Consider the following 15,738-nt stretch of genomic DNA (forward strand, 5'->3'; position numbering starts at 1 on the left):
GATACCGATATTGGGGCACAACATTGGCATGCCAGCAAGAAGAATCGTATGGACAATGCAAGAAAATCGATACTACTCTATGGAACCAATATTTGAATTGGTTTCAGAATGAACAGCAAACAGCAAGCCAGCCAGAGTCTCCGCAGTCTGTTGAACGGGGGGGCCTATCCGCCCGGCAGTCGCCTGCCGCCGGAACGTGACCTCATGCTCCGGCTCGGGCTGAGCCGCCGCGCGCTCCGGCTGGGGCTGGAACAACTGGAGGCCGAGGGGCGCCTGTGGCGACATGTCGGCAAGGGCACTTTCGTCGGCTCCCGCCCACCCGAGCGGGAACTAGGCATGTCGCTGATCACCGCCAGTACCAGCCCGGCCGAGCTCATGGATCTGTGCCTGTGGACGGAGCCGACCTATGCCCGGGTTGCCGCCACGCGGGCGAGCCGCATGGACATCGACAATCTGCGCTATCTGCTCGACAAGAGTGCCGCCGCCCGCGATGCGGCAACCTGGGACATCTGGGATGTCCGCCTGCACCGGGCCATTGCCGAGGCCACGCATAATGCCCTTGCGCTGGCCGTGTTCGACAGCCTGAACGCCGTGCGGGAGGAGGGAGCCTGGCGGCGCCTGCGCAACGATCCCACCACGGCCGAGCGTTTCGAGGAACTCACGCTCCACCATCGCCAGATCGTCGATGCCATTGCCCGGCATGATCCATCAGCCGCAGAAGCCGCCATGCGGCGGCATCTGCGCTCGGTCCAGCATGCCTTGCTGCTGGAGGATGCCGACGGAGAGACCGAGGATGGGGACGATACGCCGATCGATCTTCTGCGCAACGCATTTCAGGAAAAGGCACAATGAGGGATTTTCAGCTTCCGGGCCGTTCGCCCGTCCGCGCCATGGACGCAATGGTCGCGACATCCCATCCCCTGGCCAGCGCGGCCGCCCTGACCCTGTTGCGCGAGGGGGGCAATGCCATCGACGCGGCAATCTGTGCCTCTGCCGTCCTGGCAGTGGTCGAGCCGCAGTCGACGGGGATCGGCGGCGATTGTTTCTGCCTCTATGTGCGCGGTGGGGAGGGGCCGGTACTCGCCTATAATGGGGCGGGCCGGGCGCCGGAAGCTGCAACCATCGACTGGTATGAGGAGCGGGGCTTTACGGAGATACCGGTCGACAGCCCCCACGCCGTCACCATTCCCGGTGCGATCGACGCCTGGTGCCGCCTTTCGGCCGATCATGGTTGCACCCCGCTCGAGCGCGTGCTCGCCCCCGCCATCCACTACGCCGAGGCCGGATATGTGATTCATGACCGCGTCGAGGCCGATTGGCACGAAGCGAGGGACCTGCTGGCACAGGACGCCACGGCCGCCCGCATCTTTCTGCCCGGGGGCGCCGTGCCGAGGGCTGGCGATGTCCATCGCCAGCCGGAGCTGGCCCGGAGCCTGCGCCTCATCGCCGCCAAGGGACGGGCAGTTTTCTACCAGGGGGAACTCGCCGAGGATCTGGTTGCCCATCTGCGCAGCAGGGGCGGACTACACACGCTCGACGACTTCGCAGCCGCCGGTGGTGATTACGCAGAGCCTGTCAGGACCAGCTATCGCGGCATCGATGTCTGGCAGATGCCACCGAGCAATCAGGGGCTGACCGCCCTGCTGATGCTCAACCTGCTGGCTGGCTTCGATCTGGCCGGGCTCGACCCGCTGGGGGCGGAGCGGCTGCATCTGGAGGTCGAGGCCGGGCGCCTTGCCTACCGGATCCGGGATGAGCTGATCGCCGACCCCGACCACGCCGACGTCCCCGTCGAGGCCTTGCTGGCCTCATCCTATGCCGACGGACTGAGGCGCAGGATCAACCCCGATATGGCCAACCGTGAATTGCCGGAAGCGGTAATGGAGCCGTCGGACACGGTCTATCTCTCGGTGGTGGATCGCGATCGGAATGCGGTCAGTTTCATCAACTCGACCTATCATTCCTTCGGCAGCGGCCTGGTCGGCCCGAGATCGGGCATCGTCCTGCAGAACCGGGGCAGGGGATTTCGCGTCGACCGACGCCACCCGAACTGCATCGCGCCGCGCAAGCGTCCCCTCCACACCATCATGCCAGGCATGGCAACCCGTAACGGCCGTGTCGTCGCGCCCTTCGGTGTCATGGGAGGCGACTATCAGCCCTTCGGCAATGTCCATGTGCTGAGCAACCTGCTCGACTACGGGATGGATCCGCAGACTGCGATCGATCTGCCTCGGGTTTTCTACGAGAAGGGCGAACTTCTTGCCGAACGCGGCGTGCCGGCGGCCACACTGCGTGCCCTCGAGGCTCGTGGCCACAAGGTCGGCCCGGCCGGGGAGCCGCTCGGCGGCGGGCAGATGGTTCTCATCGATTGGGACAGGGGAACGCTGACGGGTGGTTCCGATCCGAGAAAGGATGGGCTTGCAATCGGCTATTGAGGCCGAATTCACCGGCGTTGTCGGAATCGATCGATCTCGCGCGTCCTTGGAGCGAATAGGCGTGAGGAGATGGCAATGAGAGAGTTGATCCTGACGATGACCATGTCGCTCGATGGTTTCGTCTGCGGCCCGGAGGGGGAACTCGACTGGATCTTTGATGGCGACCAGGAGGCGATCGCCTGGAAGCTGGAGACTGTGTCGAATGCGGGCCTGCACATCATGGGCAGCCGCACCTTCCAGGCCATGGCCGCCTATTGGCCAACCTCCACCAGCGTGTTCGCGCCAGCGATGAACCAGATTCCCAAGGCCGTCTTTTCAAGGCAGGGATCGGCAATCCTGACGGCGGCTGAGGCCGGCATCCCCCAATCAGGACAACAGCAGCCCGGTGTGGAAAGTTGGAGGCAGGCCTATGTGGCCAGCGGCGATCTGGCCGACGAGATCGCCCGGATGAAGGCAGACGACGGCAAGCCGATCATTGCCCATGGCGGCGCTGCCTTTGCGCGCAGCCTCATCGCCCGGGCGTTGGTCGACCGATACGCCTTGGTTGTGCATCCGATCGCTCTCGGCAAGGGCATGCCGATCTTCTCCGAAGTCGTCCCGCCCAGGCGTCTCATGCCGATCAGCTCGACGGCCTTTCCCGGAGGCTCGGTTGCGCAGGTCTATCGGTCTGCGTGACCACGTCTTACGCGCAATCCCTAATCCTTGATTGCCTGGATCACGTCGACGGTCTGCGTCAGCGTTTCGATCTCGCGAAAACGCGGCTCATGCAGCGGCGCTTCCGCATGTTCGAAGGCCCAGGTCAGGGGATGGGGGACATAGACACCCCAGCTGCCGACCCGGAGCGCCGGAATCACGTCGGACTTCAGCGAGTTGCCGATCATCATCGAGGCCTGGGGACCATCGCCATGCCGGGCGAAGGCCTGTGCATAGGTCTCGGCACTCTTCTCGCTGACGATCTCCACGGCTTCGAACAGGCCGCGCAGCCCCGATTGCGCGATCTTGTTCTCCTGATGGAACAGATCACCCTTGGTGATCAGGATGAGCCGGTATTGGCCTGCCAGGCTTTCCAGCGTGTCGGCGACGCCTGGGAGCAGCTCGACCGGATGGTTGAGGATCTCCTTGCCGAGCGCCAGGATGCGCCCGATCACCGGCGCCGGCACTTGGCCGCCACTGACGTCGATGGCGGTATCGATCATCGAGAAGGTGAAGGTCTTCATGCCGAAGCCGTGGCTGACGACATTGCGCTTGCCGACTTCGAGTAGATGCGCCAGCAGCGTGTCCTTGTCGGCATAGTCGGCAAGCAGGCTGACCAGTTCTTCCTCTGCCGTCCTGAAATATTGCTCGTTCTGCCAGAGCGTATCGTCGGCATCGAAGGCAAGGGTGGTGAGGTGGGCAGGGGACATCACGATCTCTCGAACTAGGCCCGTCCCTATAAGCCCAAATGCGCCGCCGAGGCCAGCCCGTGTCGGATGCAAGCAAGGCCATCTCGCGATGTGTTCCGACAATTGCTATCCCCCCCTTGCGAATCCAGCCCAGCGCGTCAGGTCCGTCATGTCCCAGTCCAAGCCCAACATCCTCATCATCATGGTGGATCAGCTCGCACCGGCCTTCCTGCCGGTACACGGCTTCGATCTCGTCAAGGCGCCGAACATCATGGGGCTGGCCGAGCGCGGCGTGGTGTTCGACAGCGCCTATTGCAATTCGCCCTTGTGCTCGCCCTCCCGCGCCGTGTTCATGAGCGGGCAATTGTCGTCACGCTCGGGTGTCTACGACAATGCCGCCGAATTCCGCGCCGACATCCCGACCTGGGCGCACTATCTCCGGCGTGCAGGCTATCGCACCGTGCTGTCGGGCAAGATGCATTTCTGCGGGCCCGACCAGCTTCACGGCTTCGAGGAGCGGCTGACAACCGACATCTATCCTGCGGATTACGGCTGGACGCCCGATTGGGATCACCCGCAGGAACGCCCGAGCTGGTATCACAACATGTCGTCGGTGACCGATGCCGGCCTTTGCGTGCGCACCAACCAGCTCGATTTCGACGATGAGGTGGTGTTTGCAGCCGAGCGCGCCCTCTATGAACATGTGCGCAGCCCCGACAAGCGCCCCTTCTGCATGGTGGCGTCGCTGACCCATCCGCATGATCCCTATGCGATCACGCAGGACTATTGGGATCTCTATCGGGACGAGGAAATTCCTTTGCCCCGCCACGTGGTTCCGGTCGAGGAACTCGACCCGCACTCCCAGCGCCTGCGCCATGTCTGCGACATGGACAAGGCCGAGATCACCGACCAGCATATCCGCAATGCCCGGCATGCTTATTTCGGAGCGATTTCCTATGTCGATGCCAATGTCGGCAAGCTGCTCAAGGCCCTGGAAGCGACAGGACTCGATAAGGAGACGATCATTCTGTTTACCGGCGACCACGGCGAAATGCTGGGCGAGCGCGGCCTCTGGTACAAGATGAGCTGGTTCGAGGGCTCGGCCCGGGTGCCTCTGATCATCAGCGCGCCTCAGCTCTATCGCCCGCATCGGGTCGCGGCGAGCGTGTCGCTGGTCGATATCCTGCCGACCCTGGTCGATATGGCCGAGCCTGGCGCGGCTGCGGAACTCGCCGGCATCGACGGCGCCAGCCTGGTGCCGCATTGCCGCGAAGAAGGCGGGCATGATGAAGTCCGCGGTGAATATCTTGCCGAGGGGGCCGTGGCGCCTTTGCTGATGCTCCGTCGCGGCGACTTCAAATTCGTGCATTCACCCGCCGACCCCGATCAGCTCTACGATCTGGCCGCCGACCCCGCCGAATTGACGAACCTTGCGGCCGAGCCGGCCCATGCCGAAATCGTCGCGGCTTTTCGTAAGGAAATAGAAACGCGCTGGAACCTTGCCGCTATTGATGCCGATGTGCGTGCCAGCCAGCGTCGTCGTCGAGTGGTCGACGATGCCTTGAACTCGGGAAAAGCGACTTCCTGGGACTTTCAACCTTTCAGGGACGCTTCCAAGCAGTATATGCGCAACACCATAGACCTCGATGATCTGGAGGCGATGGCACGTTATCCTCGTGTGCGCCCGTAAATGCTATGGTTAATTCTTCACTGTCCGGTGTGGCAATAGAGCAACACGGATTCGAAGTCTTGCGTTGACGACCTCCGGCCGTCGACTTGGCCGCGTTCCTGCCACAAAGTGACCGCTGAATTCAGCCCGCACCTTGGAGCATCAGATCTCCAGCGTGCTGAACGTAGTTGAGTTGCTTGAGTGGCGGTCGAACTTGGATAGAGCTTTTCGCGAACACGCAATGGACAGCGCCGGACTTGCCAGTGGTCGTGTCCACGTGCCCGGAAGATTCCGCCGGCCGGCCAGTGCCGTCGCGAAAAAGCCATCAACTTTGCGGCTTTGGCATAAGAGCCGCCGTGAATCGGTCAAAGAATCGGCAGAAGTGTCGGCTATGTCCTTCACTATGAACCAGATTTCTCTCTTGGCCGACCGGCAAACCGCAGGCGGACCCCTTGGTCGGGTCCCGGCGCGCCATGGTAAATCGCTTGCCAGAATGCGCTGTCTTCTGCGTGCGAGCGGCCTGGGCCTCTTGCTATCCCTGGGCTGCGTGACGGCACAGGCTTTCGATGGCACCAAGACGCCGGCGGACGATCCTTCTCCGATGCAGGCCTTCCGCAATGGCACCAAGGCCTACAAGGCCGGCGACCTTGCCGGGGCATCCCAGGCGCTGGAATTCGCCGCGAGCAAGGGACACGCTCTGGCCCAATGGAAGCTCGCTCGCATGTATTCGGAAGGTGACGGCGTTCCCCGCGACGACAAGAAGGCGTTCGACTATTATCAGGCCATTGTCGACGCCCATGGCGAAGACAGCCCGGATACCGCCCAAGCCCGCTTCGTCTCCAGCGCGATCGTCGCGCTCGGTTCCTATTATGTTTCCGGCATCCCCAATGAGGTGAAGGCCAATCCCAGGCACGCGACCGAACTGTTCCAGTATGCTGCCACCTATTTCGGCGACAGCGATGCGCAGTACAATCTCGGCCGCATCTATCTCGACGGCAATGCCGTGCAAAAGCGCGATGCCATCACGGCGGGCCGCTGGCTGCGTCTGGCCGCCGACAAGGGCCATCGCCAGGCGCAGGCCGTGCTCGGCCATCTCCTGCTGTCGGGCAACGACATGCCGCGCCAGGGCGCGCGTGGCCTGATGTATCTGACTTTGGCGCGCGACGGTGCCAATGGCGAGCGCGACCAGTGGATCATCGATCTCTATGACGATGCCTTCGCCAAGGCCACGCCGGACGAACGCGAGATGTGCCTGACCTATCTGGCGCAGTTCCTCAAGGACCATTCATAGTCCGGCGGTTGCGGTTTCCCTTTGTGTGGAATTCGGAGTGTCAGCCTCGGCTGGCACTCTGCTCGCCGATGATGTCAGCCGGAGACTGACACTCCCAATCCCGCATGTCCTTAGGCGGGCCAGGGATTTTGTCGGGAAGCACCGGGGCTGTTTCCTGGCGCGGCAAGCGCCTCCCCAACATGGGTCGGCATTCGTCAGAGCTGCGTCACGCCCTGCCAATCGAGTTTAGGAGTTCCTATCAATCTATTGAAATGCTTTGAATAATAATCGAACAAGCGCTGGTAACCCCGTTGATAGGCCGCTGCGTTCTTTTCCAGGAGTGCCAGGGCTTGCACGAAATCGCCGGCCCGGTAGGGGCCCAGGATTTCTGCCTGGGCGACCTGCAGCCGGAAGAAGTCGGCATCCGCCTCGCCGGTGTGAAGGGCGAACAGTCCGATAGCCCCTTGTCGACCGCGTACCATGGCACGGTCGAGCTCCAGGAAGGGCATGCCGGCCGCCGCCCGGCTGGTAGCCTCGGTGACGAGAACCTCCACGCCATAGAGCTTCGTCAGGGCCTCCAGGCGCGAAGCGAGGTTGACCGCATCGCCGAGGGCCGAATATTCGAGCCGTTGCTCCGAGCCGAGATTGCCGACGCAGGCCTCGCCCGTATGCAGCCCGATGCCCATCTGGATCGGCGGATCGCGGAACTCGCGTGCCATGCCGGCGATGTCCAGCGCAGCCTTGCAGGCGAGCGTCGCATGGTTCGGCATGTCGAGCGGCGCATTCCAGAAGGCCATCATGCCGTCGCCGATGAATTTGTCGATGGTGCCGCTATGGCGAAGAACGGCCTCCGTCGCCGGCGTATGGATGCGGCGGATCAGCGACACCACCCCCTCCGGCGACTGGGTCTCGGCAATGCCGGTGAAGTTGCGCACGTCCGAGAACATGATGGTGAGTTCGCGGATCTCGCCGCCGAGCACGATGCGATCCGGCGCTTCGACGAGGCGCTCCACCACCGCCGGCGTCACGAAACGGCCGAACATCGAACGCACCTCGGCCCGCCGGTGCTCGGCCTCCTGGTAGTGATAGACCGTGGCGGCAAGAAAGACGGAGAGGGTGCCCACGCTCGGCATCACCGCATCGAACAGCACGCCCTGCCGCACATAGAGAATCCAGCTCCAGCACGCGATCATGATCGGGATGGAGAGGCCGGCCACGGTCGAAACCAGCGGCATGTTGCGGGTGCGCCTCAGGATCCAGGCCAGCAGGCTGCCCAGGGCGAGGATCAGAAATGCCTCCAGGCCGCGCATCCAGTCGGGGCGCACCAGGCTGGCGCCGGCGAGCACTTGTTCGACGATCTGGGCATGCACCTCGACGCCGGGGATGGCCTCTTCCACCGAGGTGCTTCGCTGATCGCGCAGGCCGATGGCGACCGCGCCGACGAAGACGATGTGATCTTTGATGTCCTGCGGATTGAAGCTGCCGTCGAGGATCGAGGCAGCCGAGATCCAGGATGACGGCTCCGATCTGCGCGCAACCAGGCGGACCTCGCCGTTGCTGTCCGTGTCGATGAAGATGCTTCTGTCGCCATCGCCGATTCGGATGGTGTTGATGCCGCTTTGGACGCCAAAGGCGGGTTGGCCGCTGGCATTGGAAGCGCGCACCATGAGGGTGTCGGCGCCCATGGCGACGCGAATGGTTTCAAGCGAGAGGGACGGCGCCACCTTGCCGCCGATGGCGACGAAGGTCGGTACCTTGCGGATGACGCTGTCACCGTCGGGAAACCAGTTGATGGCACCCGCTCCCCGGGCCGCGTCATAAAGGACGGGAAGCGGCATTTTGGCGGCCGGGAAGGAGGGCAGGAAATTGACGGGATCATCCCCGACCTGCCCGTATCCGCTCTTGATCTTGACCGGCTCGCCGGCATCGGTTCCCAGAAGGCCGAGCACCACGGGTATGTTCGCCATGGTCTGGGCAAACATGACGTCGTAGGATGCGGTGGAGGCGCTCATGGCTTTTTCCAGCGCTTCCCGTTCGGCACTGGTGGGCAGCTTCTTCACCAACAGTCCAGGCGAGGTCTGGTCGGCCTCGCTGAACAGGACGTCGAAGGCAACCACGACCGCACCGGCATCGGCCAGCTTTTGAGTGAGTGTGGCGATCACGCTGCGCGGCCAGGGAAATTGGCCGATTTCGGACAACGATTTCTCGTCGATCGCCACGATACGCACGGGCGAATCGGGATCGCGCCCCTTGGCGTGCCAGCGTTGATAGGTGTCGAAGACGATGTCCTGCAGCCGGGGTAGGGGGGCGGGACCGAGCAAAGTCAACAGGCTGAAGATCAGCAGCGGCAGAGCCACCACCAGCGGATATCCAAGGAAGCGCTTCAGCCGCATGTCGATGTCACGCTCATACTCCGGCACAGCAGGTACTACTGGAGGAATTCGCCCCGCTCGGCCAGTGAATTATCAGCTTTTCCCTTGCGGCAGCCGGCGTGGCTGGGTTGTAGGTCACAAAAGTCTCGCCTCTTGATCACGGGAGGGAATGCGTCATGATGGCCTTGGCATCGCTGCCACCCCTTCGGCTCGCTCAATCCGGGCACCGGCGGTCGGAGGCCGGTTTTCGCCAACACCAATATAGTGACCGGACATAGGGCGGATTATCGGCATGCCACGATCGCGCTTCCTGACTCTCCGCTTCGTTGGGCTGGCGGCAGCCTGCGGCTTGGCCTTTTCGCCCGCCTATGCGGCCGAGACCGTGGGCAACACGGTCGGCGTGACCCCGGCCGCCATCGGCACGGTTGCGGGAGAACTCGGGGTCGATATCGCGGTCTATCGCGACGAGACCGTGCGGACCGGTCCTTCGGGGGCGCTCGAAATCAAATTCCTCGACCAGACGCGTCTGGCGCTCGGTTCTTCGGCATCGGCCAAGCTCGATCGCTTCGTCTATTCGGGCGGTCAGGCCAGGGACGTGGTGATCGGCCTGTCGAAGGGGGTGTTTCGCTTTGCCAGCGGTGTCTCCGCCAAGAAAGCCTATTGGATCCAGACGCCGCTTGCCGGGATCGGCGTGAGAGGGACCAATTTCACGGCCGAAGTCGGCGACAATTATGAGCGCTTCACCATTTGGGAAGGTGCCATCGAGGTATGCCCGCGCCAGCGGGGGCTTTCTGTCGATCAGGAGCGCCGGCGGCGTTGCCCGCTTCTAAAACGGCGGGGAGAGACGATTACCATCTTCCCCGGCAGCAGGTCGCGAAGGGGCGGGCCGCCGGTGGTGTTTTCGCCTCACTGTGCCGAAGCCGGCGCGGGGGCCCAACTCTGCGGGCGCTATGGTGGTGAGGGAGGCAAGAATCGTGGCCAGAGGCGGCCCGGCTTCAACTTCCCAACCTTCAACCCGCCGCGGCAGCGAGGCTGACGACGCGATCTTTGGTCGTCAGAGGGCAAGATCGCAGCGAATCGGCACGTGGTCGGAAGCCTTTTCCTGCCCACGCATCGCCTTGTCGATGGCACAGCCCTGCAGGCGCGAGGCCGCCTGCGGCGACAGCAGCAGATGATCGATGCGAATGCCGTTGTCCTTCTGCCAGCCACCGCCTTGATAGTCCCAGAAGGTATAGTGTCCGGGTGCGTCCTCGCACGACCGGAACGCATCCGTCAGGCCGAGCGCCAGCAATTCGCGGAACTTGGAGCGGCTCTGCAGCAGGAAGAGAGCGTCGTTCACCCATTCCGCCGGATTCTTTGCGTCGGCGGCCTGCGGGATGATGTTGTAGTCGCCCGCCATCACGAAGGGCTCTTCGAGCGCGAGCAGACCGCTGATATGCAGCCTGAGGCGCTCCATCCAACCGAGCTTGTAGGGGTATTTCTCGGTGCCGACCGGATTGCCATTCGGCAGATAGATCGACGCGACCCGCAACGCGCCCGACGAAGCCGAGATCACCGCCTCGATATAGCGGGCCTGTTCGTCGCCATCGTCGCCCGGCAGCCGCGTTTTCACCTCGTCGAACGGGTGCTTGGAGAGGATTGCCACGCCATTGAAGGTCTTCTGGCCATGGACGGCGACATTGTAGCCCAGCGCCTCGATGTCGGCGGCGGGAAAGGCCTCGTCCACGCATTTGATCTCCTGCAGGCAGACCACGTCCGGTTGGGCGTCCTTCAACCAACCCAACAGATGGGGAAGCCTTTGGCGGATCGAGTTCACGTTCCAGCTGGCAATACGCACCATGTCACACCGAGAAGCTGGTGCCGCAGCCGCAAGCGGCGGTGGCCTGCGGATTGTTGATCTTGAAGGCAGAGCCGATCAGGTCCTCGACATAATCGAGTTCGGCACCTTCCATATATTGCTGCGACATCTCGTCGATCAGCACCGTGGCGCCTTCCTTGGCGATCGCCAGGTCATCCTCGTGGCGTTCGGTGTCGAAGACGAATTTGTACTGGAAGCCGGAGCAGCCGCCGCCCTCCACGCTGATGCGCAGCATCGAGCCGGACGGTTCACTTTCGAGAATCTTGGCGATCCGACGCGCGGCACGGTCGCTCACGGAAACGAGACTGGTCATGGCATCCTGCAAATCTGGCTGCATCTTATCCCGAAAATATGTGCGATGGGCCAAAGGTTCAATGCCGGATCGCGCTGTAAAGAAGCTTTGCCTTGGCACGTGGCAACCTCTATTGAGGCGCAAGCAAGGCGTGAGGCGCGATGGCCGAACTCGAGATACCCGATTGCGTGATCCGGCCTCGCGGTCCGTGGGCGGTGGCGCCCCAATCGCGCGGGCGGCTGTTCGCCGAGCCGCAGTCGCCGACTCGGACCGATTTCCAGCGCGACCGCGACCGCATCATCCACTCCACGGCTTTCCGCCGCCTCAAGCACAAGACCCAGGTTTTCGTCGCGCATGAGGGCGACCATTATCGCACCCGGCTGACCCATACGATCGAGGTCGCCCAGATCGCCCGTTCGATCGCGCGTTCCCTGGCGCTCGACGAGGATCTGGCCGAGGCGCTGGCCCTGGCGCATGATCTCGGCCACACGCCGTTCGGCCATACCGGCGAGGATGCGTTGGACGAGGCGATGCGCGCCTATGGCGGCTTCGACCACAATGCGCAGTCGCTGCGCATCGTCACTCGCCTCGAGCGGCGTTATGCCGAGTTCGACGGGCTCAACCTTGCCTGGGAAACGCTGGAAGGGTTGGTCAAACATAACGGGCCTCTGCTGCAGCCGGATGGCAGCCCGGTGGAGCGCTATCGCGAGCGGGGCATTCCCGTCGCCATCCTGGAATATCAAGCCCAGCAGAATCTCGAACTCGAGAGTTTCGCCAGTGCCGAGGCGCAGGCCGCTGCCATTGCCGACGATATCGCCTACAATGCGCACGACATCGATGACGGGCTGCGCGCGGGCCTGTTCGAACTCGCCGATCTCGGGCAGGTGCCTCTCGCCGGCGAGTTGCTTGCCGAGATCGCCGATCGTCACCCGGACCTCGATCGCAGCCGCACCACCCACGAATTGATGCGCCGCGTGATCACCCGGCTGGTGGAGGATGTGATCGGCATGGGCAAGGCCGCCTTTACCTCCGGTCTCTACCGATCGAGCGAGGACGTGCGGGCTGCCGGCAAGATGCTCATTGCCTTTTCGCCGCCCGTCGCGCTGGCCGACAAGGGCATCAAGGGGTTCCTCTATCCCAACATGTATCGCCACGAACGGGTGATGCGCGTCCGCATGCATGCGGCACAGGTGGTCACCCGGCTGTTCGACCGTTTGTTTGCCGACATCAGCCAGATGCCGGCCGAATGGTGCGAGGGGCTGGAGGGCGCTCGTGAGGACAAGCGCGCGCGCCGTGTCGCTGACTATATTGCCGGCATGACCGATACTTTTGCCATCAACGAGCATCGGCGCCTGTTCGGAACGGCGCCGGATCTGCGCTGACATCGCCGTGGATCTGATCGAATGGCTCAGGCGCGGCGTACAGGACGCTGTTGCCTCGCTTCAAGCTGGGGGACGTCTGCCCGCCGGTCTCGATCCGACCTCGATCGGCATCGAGGTGCCGGATCGAACGGGGCGTGGCGATTTTACCTGCAATGCCGCCCTCGTGCTGAGCCGGTCGGCAGGGATGCCATCCCCGATCCTGGCTGCTCTCCTTGCCGAAGCTCTGGAGAGCATGGATGGCATTGCCAGTGTTGAAATTGCCGGCCCCGGCTTCCTGAACCTGACGCTGGCGCCGGCGGCATGGGCACGGATGCTTGCCGGCGTGCTGGAGGCGGGCAGCCGTTATGGCGCCGGTGAGCGCGGCGGGGCAGGCAACCCTACGATCGGCTTCGACGCCGCCGATCCGCAGAGCACCCGGCCCCTGTCACCGGCCCGCTGCGAGGCAGTCGGAACAGCCCTGGCCAATATGCTGGACCATCTCGGTTTTCGCGCGGATAGGCAGTTTCGGGTACCTTCGCAGCGCGCCGATGTCGTTGTCCGGCTCGGACCGCTTGTCGGCGTGAAAGGGCGGGACCCTACGGCCGTGACGAGGCATCTTGCCGACGATCTCGATCTTTCGATGATCGCGGGCATCGTCGGCGACGACGCCGCTCGTCTGGGCATGCTGATCGAGCCTGCCGATGCTCCGCTCGTGCTCGATCTCGATCTCCTGCTCGATCAGAGCCATGCCAACCCCGTCTTTGACCTGCACTATGCCCATGCCCGCTGCCGGGCCCTGCGCCAACAGGCGGAGATCAGGGGACATGGCGATTCCGATGAAGATCGCTGGGATGTTCGAGCTTTCGAGGATGAGGGCGCGCAGTTGATTCTGCGCTTGCTCGCCCTATATCCAAGCCAGATCGATCTCGCCGTGAGGCAGCGCGAGCCCTGCCGGCTGCTCCACTATCTGTGCAGCCTGGCTGGCGGACTGCACCGGCAATATTATCGCAGTCTCGGGGCTCCGTATTTACGCTTCATTAGGGATGATGATCGATTGTTAACAGGCGCCCGTTTGGCGTTGGTGCGCGGGGTCGAGGCGGTTCTTAAGTCTGGACTCGGCTTGCTCGGCAGTTCTGCGCCGGACGAGATGCGCTGAAACGAGATCGGCCCTTTTGGCCGCAGATCGCCCCCCGGCGATCGACCAGCCTGGTCAGGAACGAGTCATGATTGAAACCGAACATCGCCGTGTCGCAGCCAGCAACAGCGATCAATGGCTGTCCGATCTGGCAACTGCAGGTGGCGATCGCGATGTTTATGCTGAAAGGCGTGACACAAAGGCCTATGCTTCGGCCGGCGTTTTGCGTTCGCGGGAGGCGGGCATGACGGATCGTTATGATCGCAATGGGCACGAGATTCGCGACGGCCATCCCGAGACCGTGTCCAAACATGCGCAGGCCGAGCAGGCGCAAGCCTATCAGGACGACTATTACGGCGACGACCAGGAGGTCGCCACGCGCCAATCGAAGGCCTATGTCTTCGACGACGAACGCGAGGAGCAAGGCCCCGAATGGGTCTATGACGAACAGCGCGGAGTCTGGGTCGATCGTGACGGCAATCCCTATGTGGAAGCCTATCCCGAAGGCGAGGAAGATCGCTATGCGCCGGCCGCCGATGATGAATATCTGGCGCCGCGCGCCGAGACCCGGATGCCGCGGCGCAAGTCTCGTGGCAGTGCCGTCAGTCTTGCCGCTCTCGTCCTCGTCGCCAGCATCGGTGGCGGCCTCGCCTATGTCTGGAAGAAGGGCGGCTTTGTCGGTAGCGACATTCCGGGTATCGGCAGCGCACCGCCGGTGATCAAGGCGAGCACGGACCCGGTCAAGATCAAGCCGGCCGAGAACGCTGCGGCTGCCAGCCAGCCGACTCACGAGATCTTCAATCGCAGCAACCAGACCGCTTCCGTCGCCAATGAGCGACTGGTGCGTCACGAGGAGCAGCCGGTTGCGGTGGTGCCGACCCGACCCGAAGGGACGGCAGCCCCGGCCCCCGCGGTGCCCGACGCCAATGCGACGCGTCCGGTGACGACCAGCAACATCGTGCTGCCCAATCCCGAAGGCGCTGGCGCGCCCGACCAGACGGCCAGCAATGCCACGGAAACCCAGGTTACGCAGGCACCCGACGAGCCGCGGCGGGTGAAGACCATCAAGATCATGCCGGACAGTTCGGTGGTGACGGGTGAAGCCCCCATCACCAATGCCGAGCCGAGCGCTCCGCAGACCCGTTCCGTGGACGTCTCGGCCCTGGCGCCGACGCCTCCTGCCGACCAGCCTTCGTCTGAGGCGGCTCCAACGGCTCCTGCTGTTGCTCCGCAAGCCGCTCCGGTCGTCCAGGGCGATGCTGGCCAGGCCACGTCGCCGGCCCCCGCTGCCCCGGTTGCAACCGTGCCCGCCGGCTCGGCTGCCGCCCTGCCGGACGACCAGACGCCACAAGCGCTGCCGGGCGAGGAAGATGGCGGTGCGACCACGGTCGTCGAGCCGACCCAGGCGCAGGCACCGCCGCCGGCGGTACCGCCTGTCCGTCCTCGCCATATGCCGCCGGCGCCGAAACCGGCGCAGGTTGCGTCGGCCGAACCGACCGCAGGGGCAGCCCCGGCCGCCGCATCGGCTCCGACCGCGGCCCCGGTCGCCAATGGCAGCTATGTCGTCCAGGTTTCGTCGCAACGCTCGCCGGCTGATGCGCAGAGCGCCTTCCAGTCGCTGCAGCGCCGTTTCGCAGGTGTGCTGGGCGGTATGAAGCCGTCGATCCGCAAGGTCGATCTACCCGATCGCGGCACTTATTACCGGGTGCGGGTCGGAGGATGGTCCACGCCGGCCGAGGCCACGGCCTTCTGCGGCAAGCTGAAGGCTGCCGGTGGGGACTGTGTGATCGCCCGCAACTGATTGCCGGCTGATTCGAGCCCGCTGCCGTTCATGCGCGCCGCGCCTGAATCTGACGTCTGAGAGATTTCGGGCAAGCCGAACTGGATCGGGGCGATCGGGGGCCAGGTTCCGATCGCCCCGATCCAGTTCGGCTTGCCTGTTCTTCATATATTTCCCGAAAGCC

At 63.7% G+C, this 15,738-nt stretch carries 13 protein-coding genes; 9 read left to right on the forward strand and 4 right to left on the reverse strand.

The window, feature by feature from the left end:
- Nucleotides 1-108: 108 nt before the first annotated feature.
- The 3 genes from ACTJKX_RS05030 to ACTJKX_RS05040 all read left to right on the forward strand — a co-directional run bounded on the left by ACTJKX_RS05030 (nucleotide 109) and on the right by ACTJKX_RS05040 (nucleotide 3,110).
- Complete coding sequence (locus ACTJKX_RS05030) at nucleotides 109-852, forward strand: FadR/GntR family transcriptional regulator (RefSeq protein WP_440724568.1); 744 nt, start codon at nucleotides 109-111, stop codon at nucleotides 850-852.
- Entirely contained in the window at nucleotides 849-2,435 is a 1,587-nt protein-coding gene (ggt, locus tag ACTJKX_RS05035) for a gamma-glutamyltransferase (RefSeq protein ID WP_440724569.1), read from the forward strand. Before ACTJKX_RS05030 ends, ggt begins: the two co-directional genes overlap by 4 nt.
- A 75-nt stretch (nucleotides 2,436-2,510) precedes the next feature.
- Nucleotides 2,511-3,110, forward strand: coding sequence for a dihydrofolate reductase family protein (locus ACTJKX_RS05040; protein ID WP_440724570.1), 600 nt, complete (start codon nucleotides 2,511-2,513; stop codon nucleotides 3,108-3,110).
- 20 nt (nucleotides 3,111-3,130) lie between these two features.
- On the opposite strand, the gene ACTJKX_RS05045 is transcribed toward ACTJKX_RS05040, so the two are convergent.
- A complete protein-coding gene (locus ACTJKX_RS05045) occupies nucleotides 3,131-3,841 on the reverse strand; it encodes an HAD family hydrolase (RefSeq protein WP_440724571.1) in 711 nt (236 codons plus the stop codon).
- A 145-nt stretch (nucleotides 3,842-3,986) separates the two neighbouring features.
- On the opposite strand from ACTJKX_RS05045, the gene betC reads away from it, so the two are divergent.
- Both betC and ACTJKX_RS05055 read left to right on the forward strand, forming a co-directional pair.
- Nucleotides 3,987-5,507 (forward strand): choline-sulfatase, encoded by a 1,521-nt coding sequence (gene betC / locus ACTJKX_RS05050; protein WP_440724572.1) that lies wholly within the window; start codon nucleotides 3,987-3,989, stop codon nucleotides 5,505-5,507.
- 472 nt (nucleotides 5,508-5,979) lie between these two features.
- A complete protein-coding gene (locus ACTJKX_RS05055; protein WP_440724573.1) occupies nucleotides 5,980-6,777 on the forward strand; it encodes a tetratricopeptide repeat protein in 798 nt (265 codons plus the stop codon).
- Between the two features lie 194 nt (nucleotides 6,778-6,971).
- Here ACTJKX_RS05055 and ACTJKX_RS05060 read toward each other — a convergent pair whose 3' ends face one another.
- Nucleotides 6,972-9,149, reverse strand: coding sequence for a CHASE2 domain-containing protein (locus tag ACTJKX_RS05060; RefSeq protein WP_440724574.1), 2,178 nt, complete (start codon nucleotides 9,147-9,149; stop codon nucleotides 6,972-6,974).
- Between the two features lie 271 nt (nucleotides 9,150-9,420).
- Between ACTJKX_RS05060 and ACTJKX_RS05065 the strand changes: the two genes are divergently transcribed.
- Nucleotides 9,421-10,164 carry a FecR family protein gene (locus ACTJKX_RS05065; protein WP_311934783.1) on the forward strand — a complete coding sequence of 248 codons (744 nt, stop codon included), beginning with the start codon at nucleotides 9,421-9,423 and terminating at the stop codon, nucleotides 10,162-10,164.
- Between the two features lie 18 nt (nucleotides 10,165-10,182).
- On the opposite strand, the gene xth is transcribed toward ACTJKX_RS05065, so the two are convergent.
- Nucleotides 10,183-10,965 carry an exodeoxyribonuclease III gene (gene xth, locus ACTJKX_RS05070; protein WP_440724867.1) on the reverse strand — a complete coding sequence of 261 codons (783 nt, stop codon included), beginning with the start codon at nucleotides 10,963-10,965 and terminating at the stop codon, nucleotides 10,183-10,185.
- A 4-nt stretch (nucleotides 10,966-10,969) separates the two neighbouring features.
- The gene (gene erpA, locus ACTJKX_RS05075) at nucleotides 10,970-11,299 is read right to left on the reverse strand and encodes an iron-sulfur cluster insertion protein ErpA (protein WP_440724575.1); all 330 of its coding nucleotides are present in this window, start codon (nucleotides 11,297-11,299) and stop codon (nucleotides 10,970-10,972) included.
- Nucleotides 11,300-11,439: 140 nt separating this feature from the next.
- On the opposite strand from erpA, the gene ACTJKX_RS05080 reads away from it, so the two are divergent.
- The 3 genes from ACTJKX_RS05080 to ACTJKX_RS05090 all read left to right on the forward strand — a co-directional run bounded on the left by ACTJKX_RS05080 (nucleotide 11,440) and on the right by ACTJKX_RS05090 (nucleotide 15,575).
- Complete coding sequence (locus ACTJKX_RS05080; RefSeq protein WP_440724576.1) at nucleotides 11,440-12,660, forward strand: deoxyguanosinetriphosphate triphosphohydrolase; 1,221 nt, start codon at nucleotides 11,440-11,442, stop codon at nucleotides 12,658-12,660.
- A gap of 7 nt (nucleotides 12,661-12,667) precedes the next feature.
- Nucleotides 12,668-13,795, forward strand: a complete 1,128-nt coding sequence (locus ACTJKX_RS05085; protein WP_440724577.1) for a DALR anticodon-binding domain-containing protein — start codon at nucleotides 12,668-12,670, stop codon at nucleotides 13,793-13,795.
- Between the two features lie 67 nt (nucleotides 13,796-13,862).
- On the forward strand, nucleotides 13,863-15,575 hold the full coding sequence (locus tag ACTJKX_RS05090; RefSeq protein ID WP_394308851.1) for an SPOR domain-containing protein: 1,713 nt from the start codon (nucleotides 13,863-13,865) through the stop codon (nucleotides 15,573-15,575).
- The last annotated feature ends 163 nt before the right edge of the window (nucleotides 15,576-15,738 follow it).

This window comes from Labrys sp. 22185 (assembly GCF_052045555.1).
GTDB lineage: Bacteria > Pseudomonadota > Alphaproteobacteria > Rhizobiales > Labraceae > Labrys > Labrys neptuniae.

Bases quoted from the DNA above. Each gene is read 5' to 3' on its own strand.
- ACTJKX_RS05065 (WP_311934783.1), top strand. From the start codon at position 9,421: ATGCCACGATCGCGCTTCCTGACTCTCCGCTTCGTTGGGCTGGCGGCA.
- erpA (WP_440724575.1), bottom strand. From the start codon at position 11,299: ATGACCAGTCTCGTTTCCGTGAGCGACCGTGCCGCGCGTCGGATCGCC.
- ACTJKX_RS05090 (WP_394308851.1), top strand. From the start codon at position 13,863: ATGATTGAAACCGAACATCGCCGTGTCGCAGCCAGCAACAGCGATCAA.
- ggt (WP_440724569.1), top strand. From the start codon at position 849: ATGAGGGATTTTCAGCTTCCGGGCCGTTCGCCCGTCCGCGCCATGGAC.
- ACTJKX_RS05055 (WP_440724573.1), top strand. From the start codon at position 5,980: ATGCGCTGTCTTCTGCGTGCGAGCGGCCTGGGCCTCTTGCTATCCCTG.
- ACTJKX_RS05080 (WP_440724576.1), top strand. From the start codon at position 11,440: ATGGCCGAACTCGAGATACCCGATTGCGTGATCCGGCCTCGCGGTCCG.
- ACTJKX_RS05040 (WP_440724570.1), top strand. From the start codon at position 2,511: ATGAGAGAGTTGATCCTGACGATGACCATGTCGCTCGATGGTTTCGTC.
- ACTJKX_RS05030 (WP_440724568.1), top strand. From the start codon at position 109: ATGAACAGCAAACAGCAAGCCAGCCAGAGTCTCCGCAGTCTGTTGAAC.
- ACTJKX_RS05060 (WP_440724574.1), bottom strand. From the start codon at position 9,149: ATGCGGCTGAAGCGCTTCCTTGGATATCCGCTGGTGGTGGCTCTGCCG.
- betC (WP_440724572.1), top strand. From the start codon at position 3,987: ATGTCCCAGTCCAAGCCCAACATCCTCATCATCATGGTGGATCAGCTC.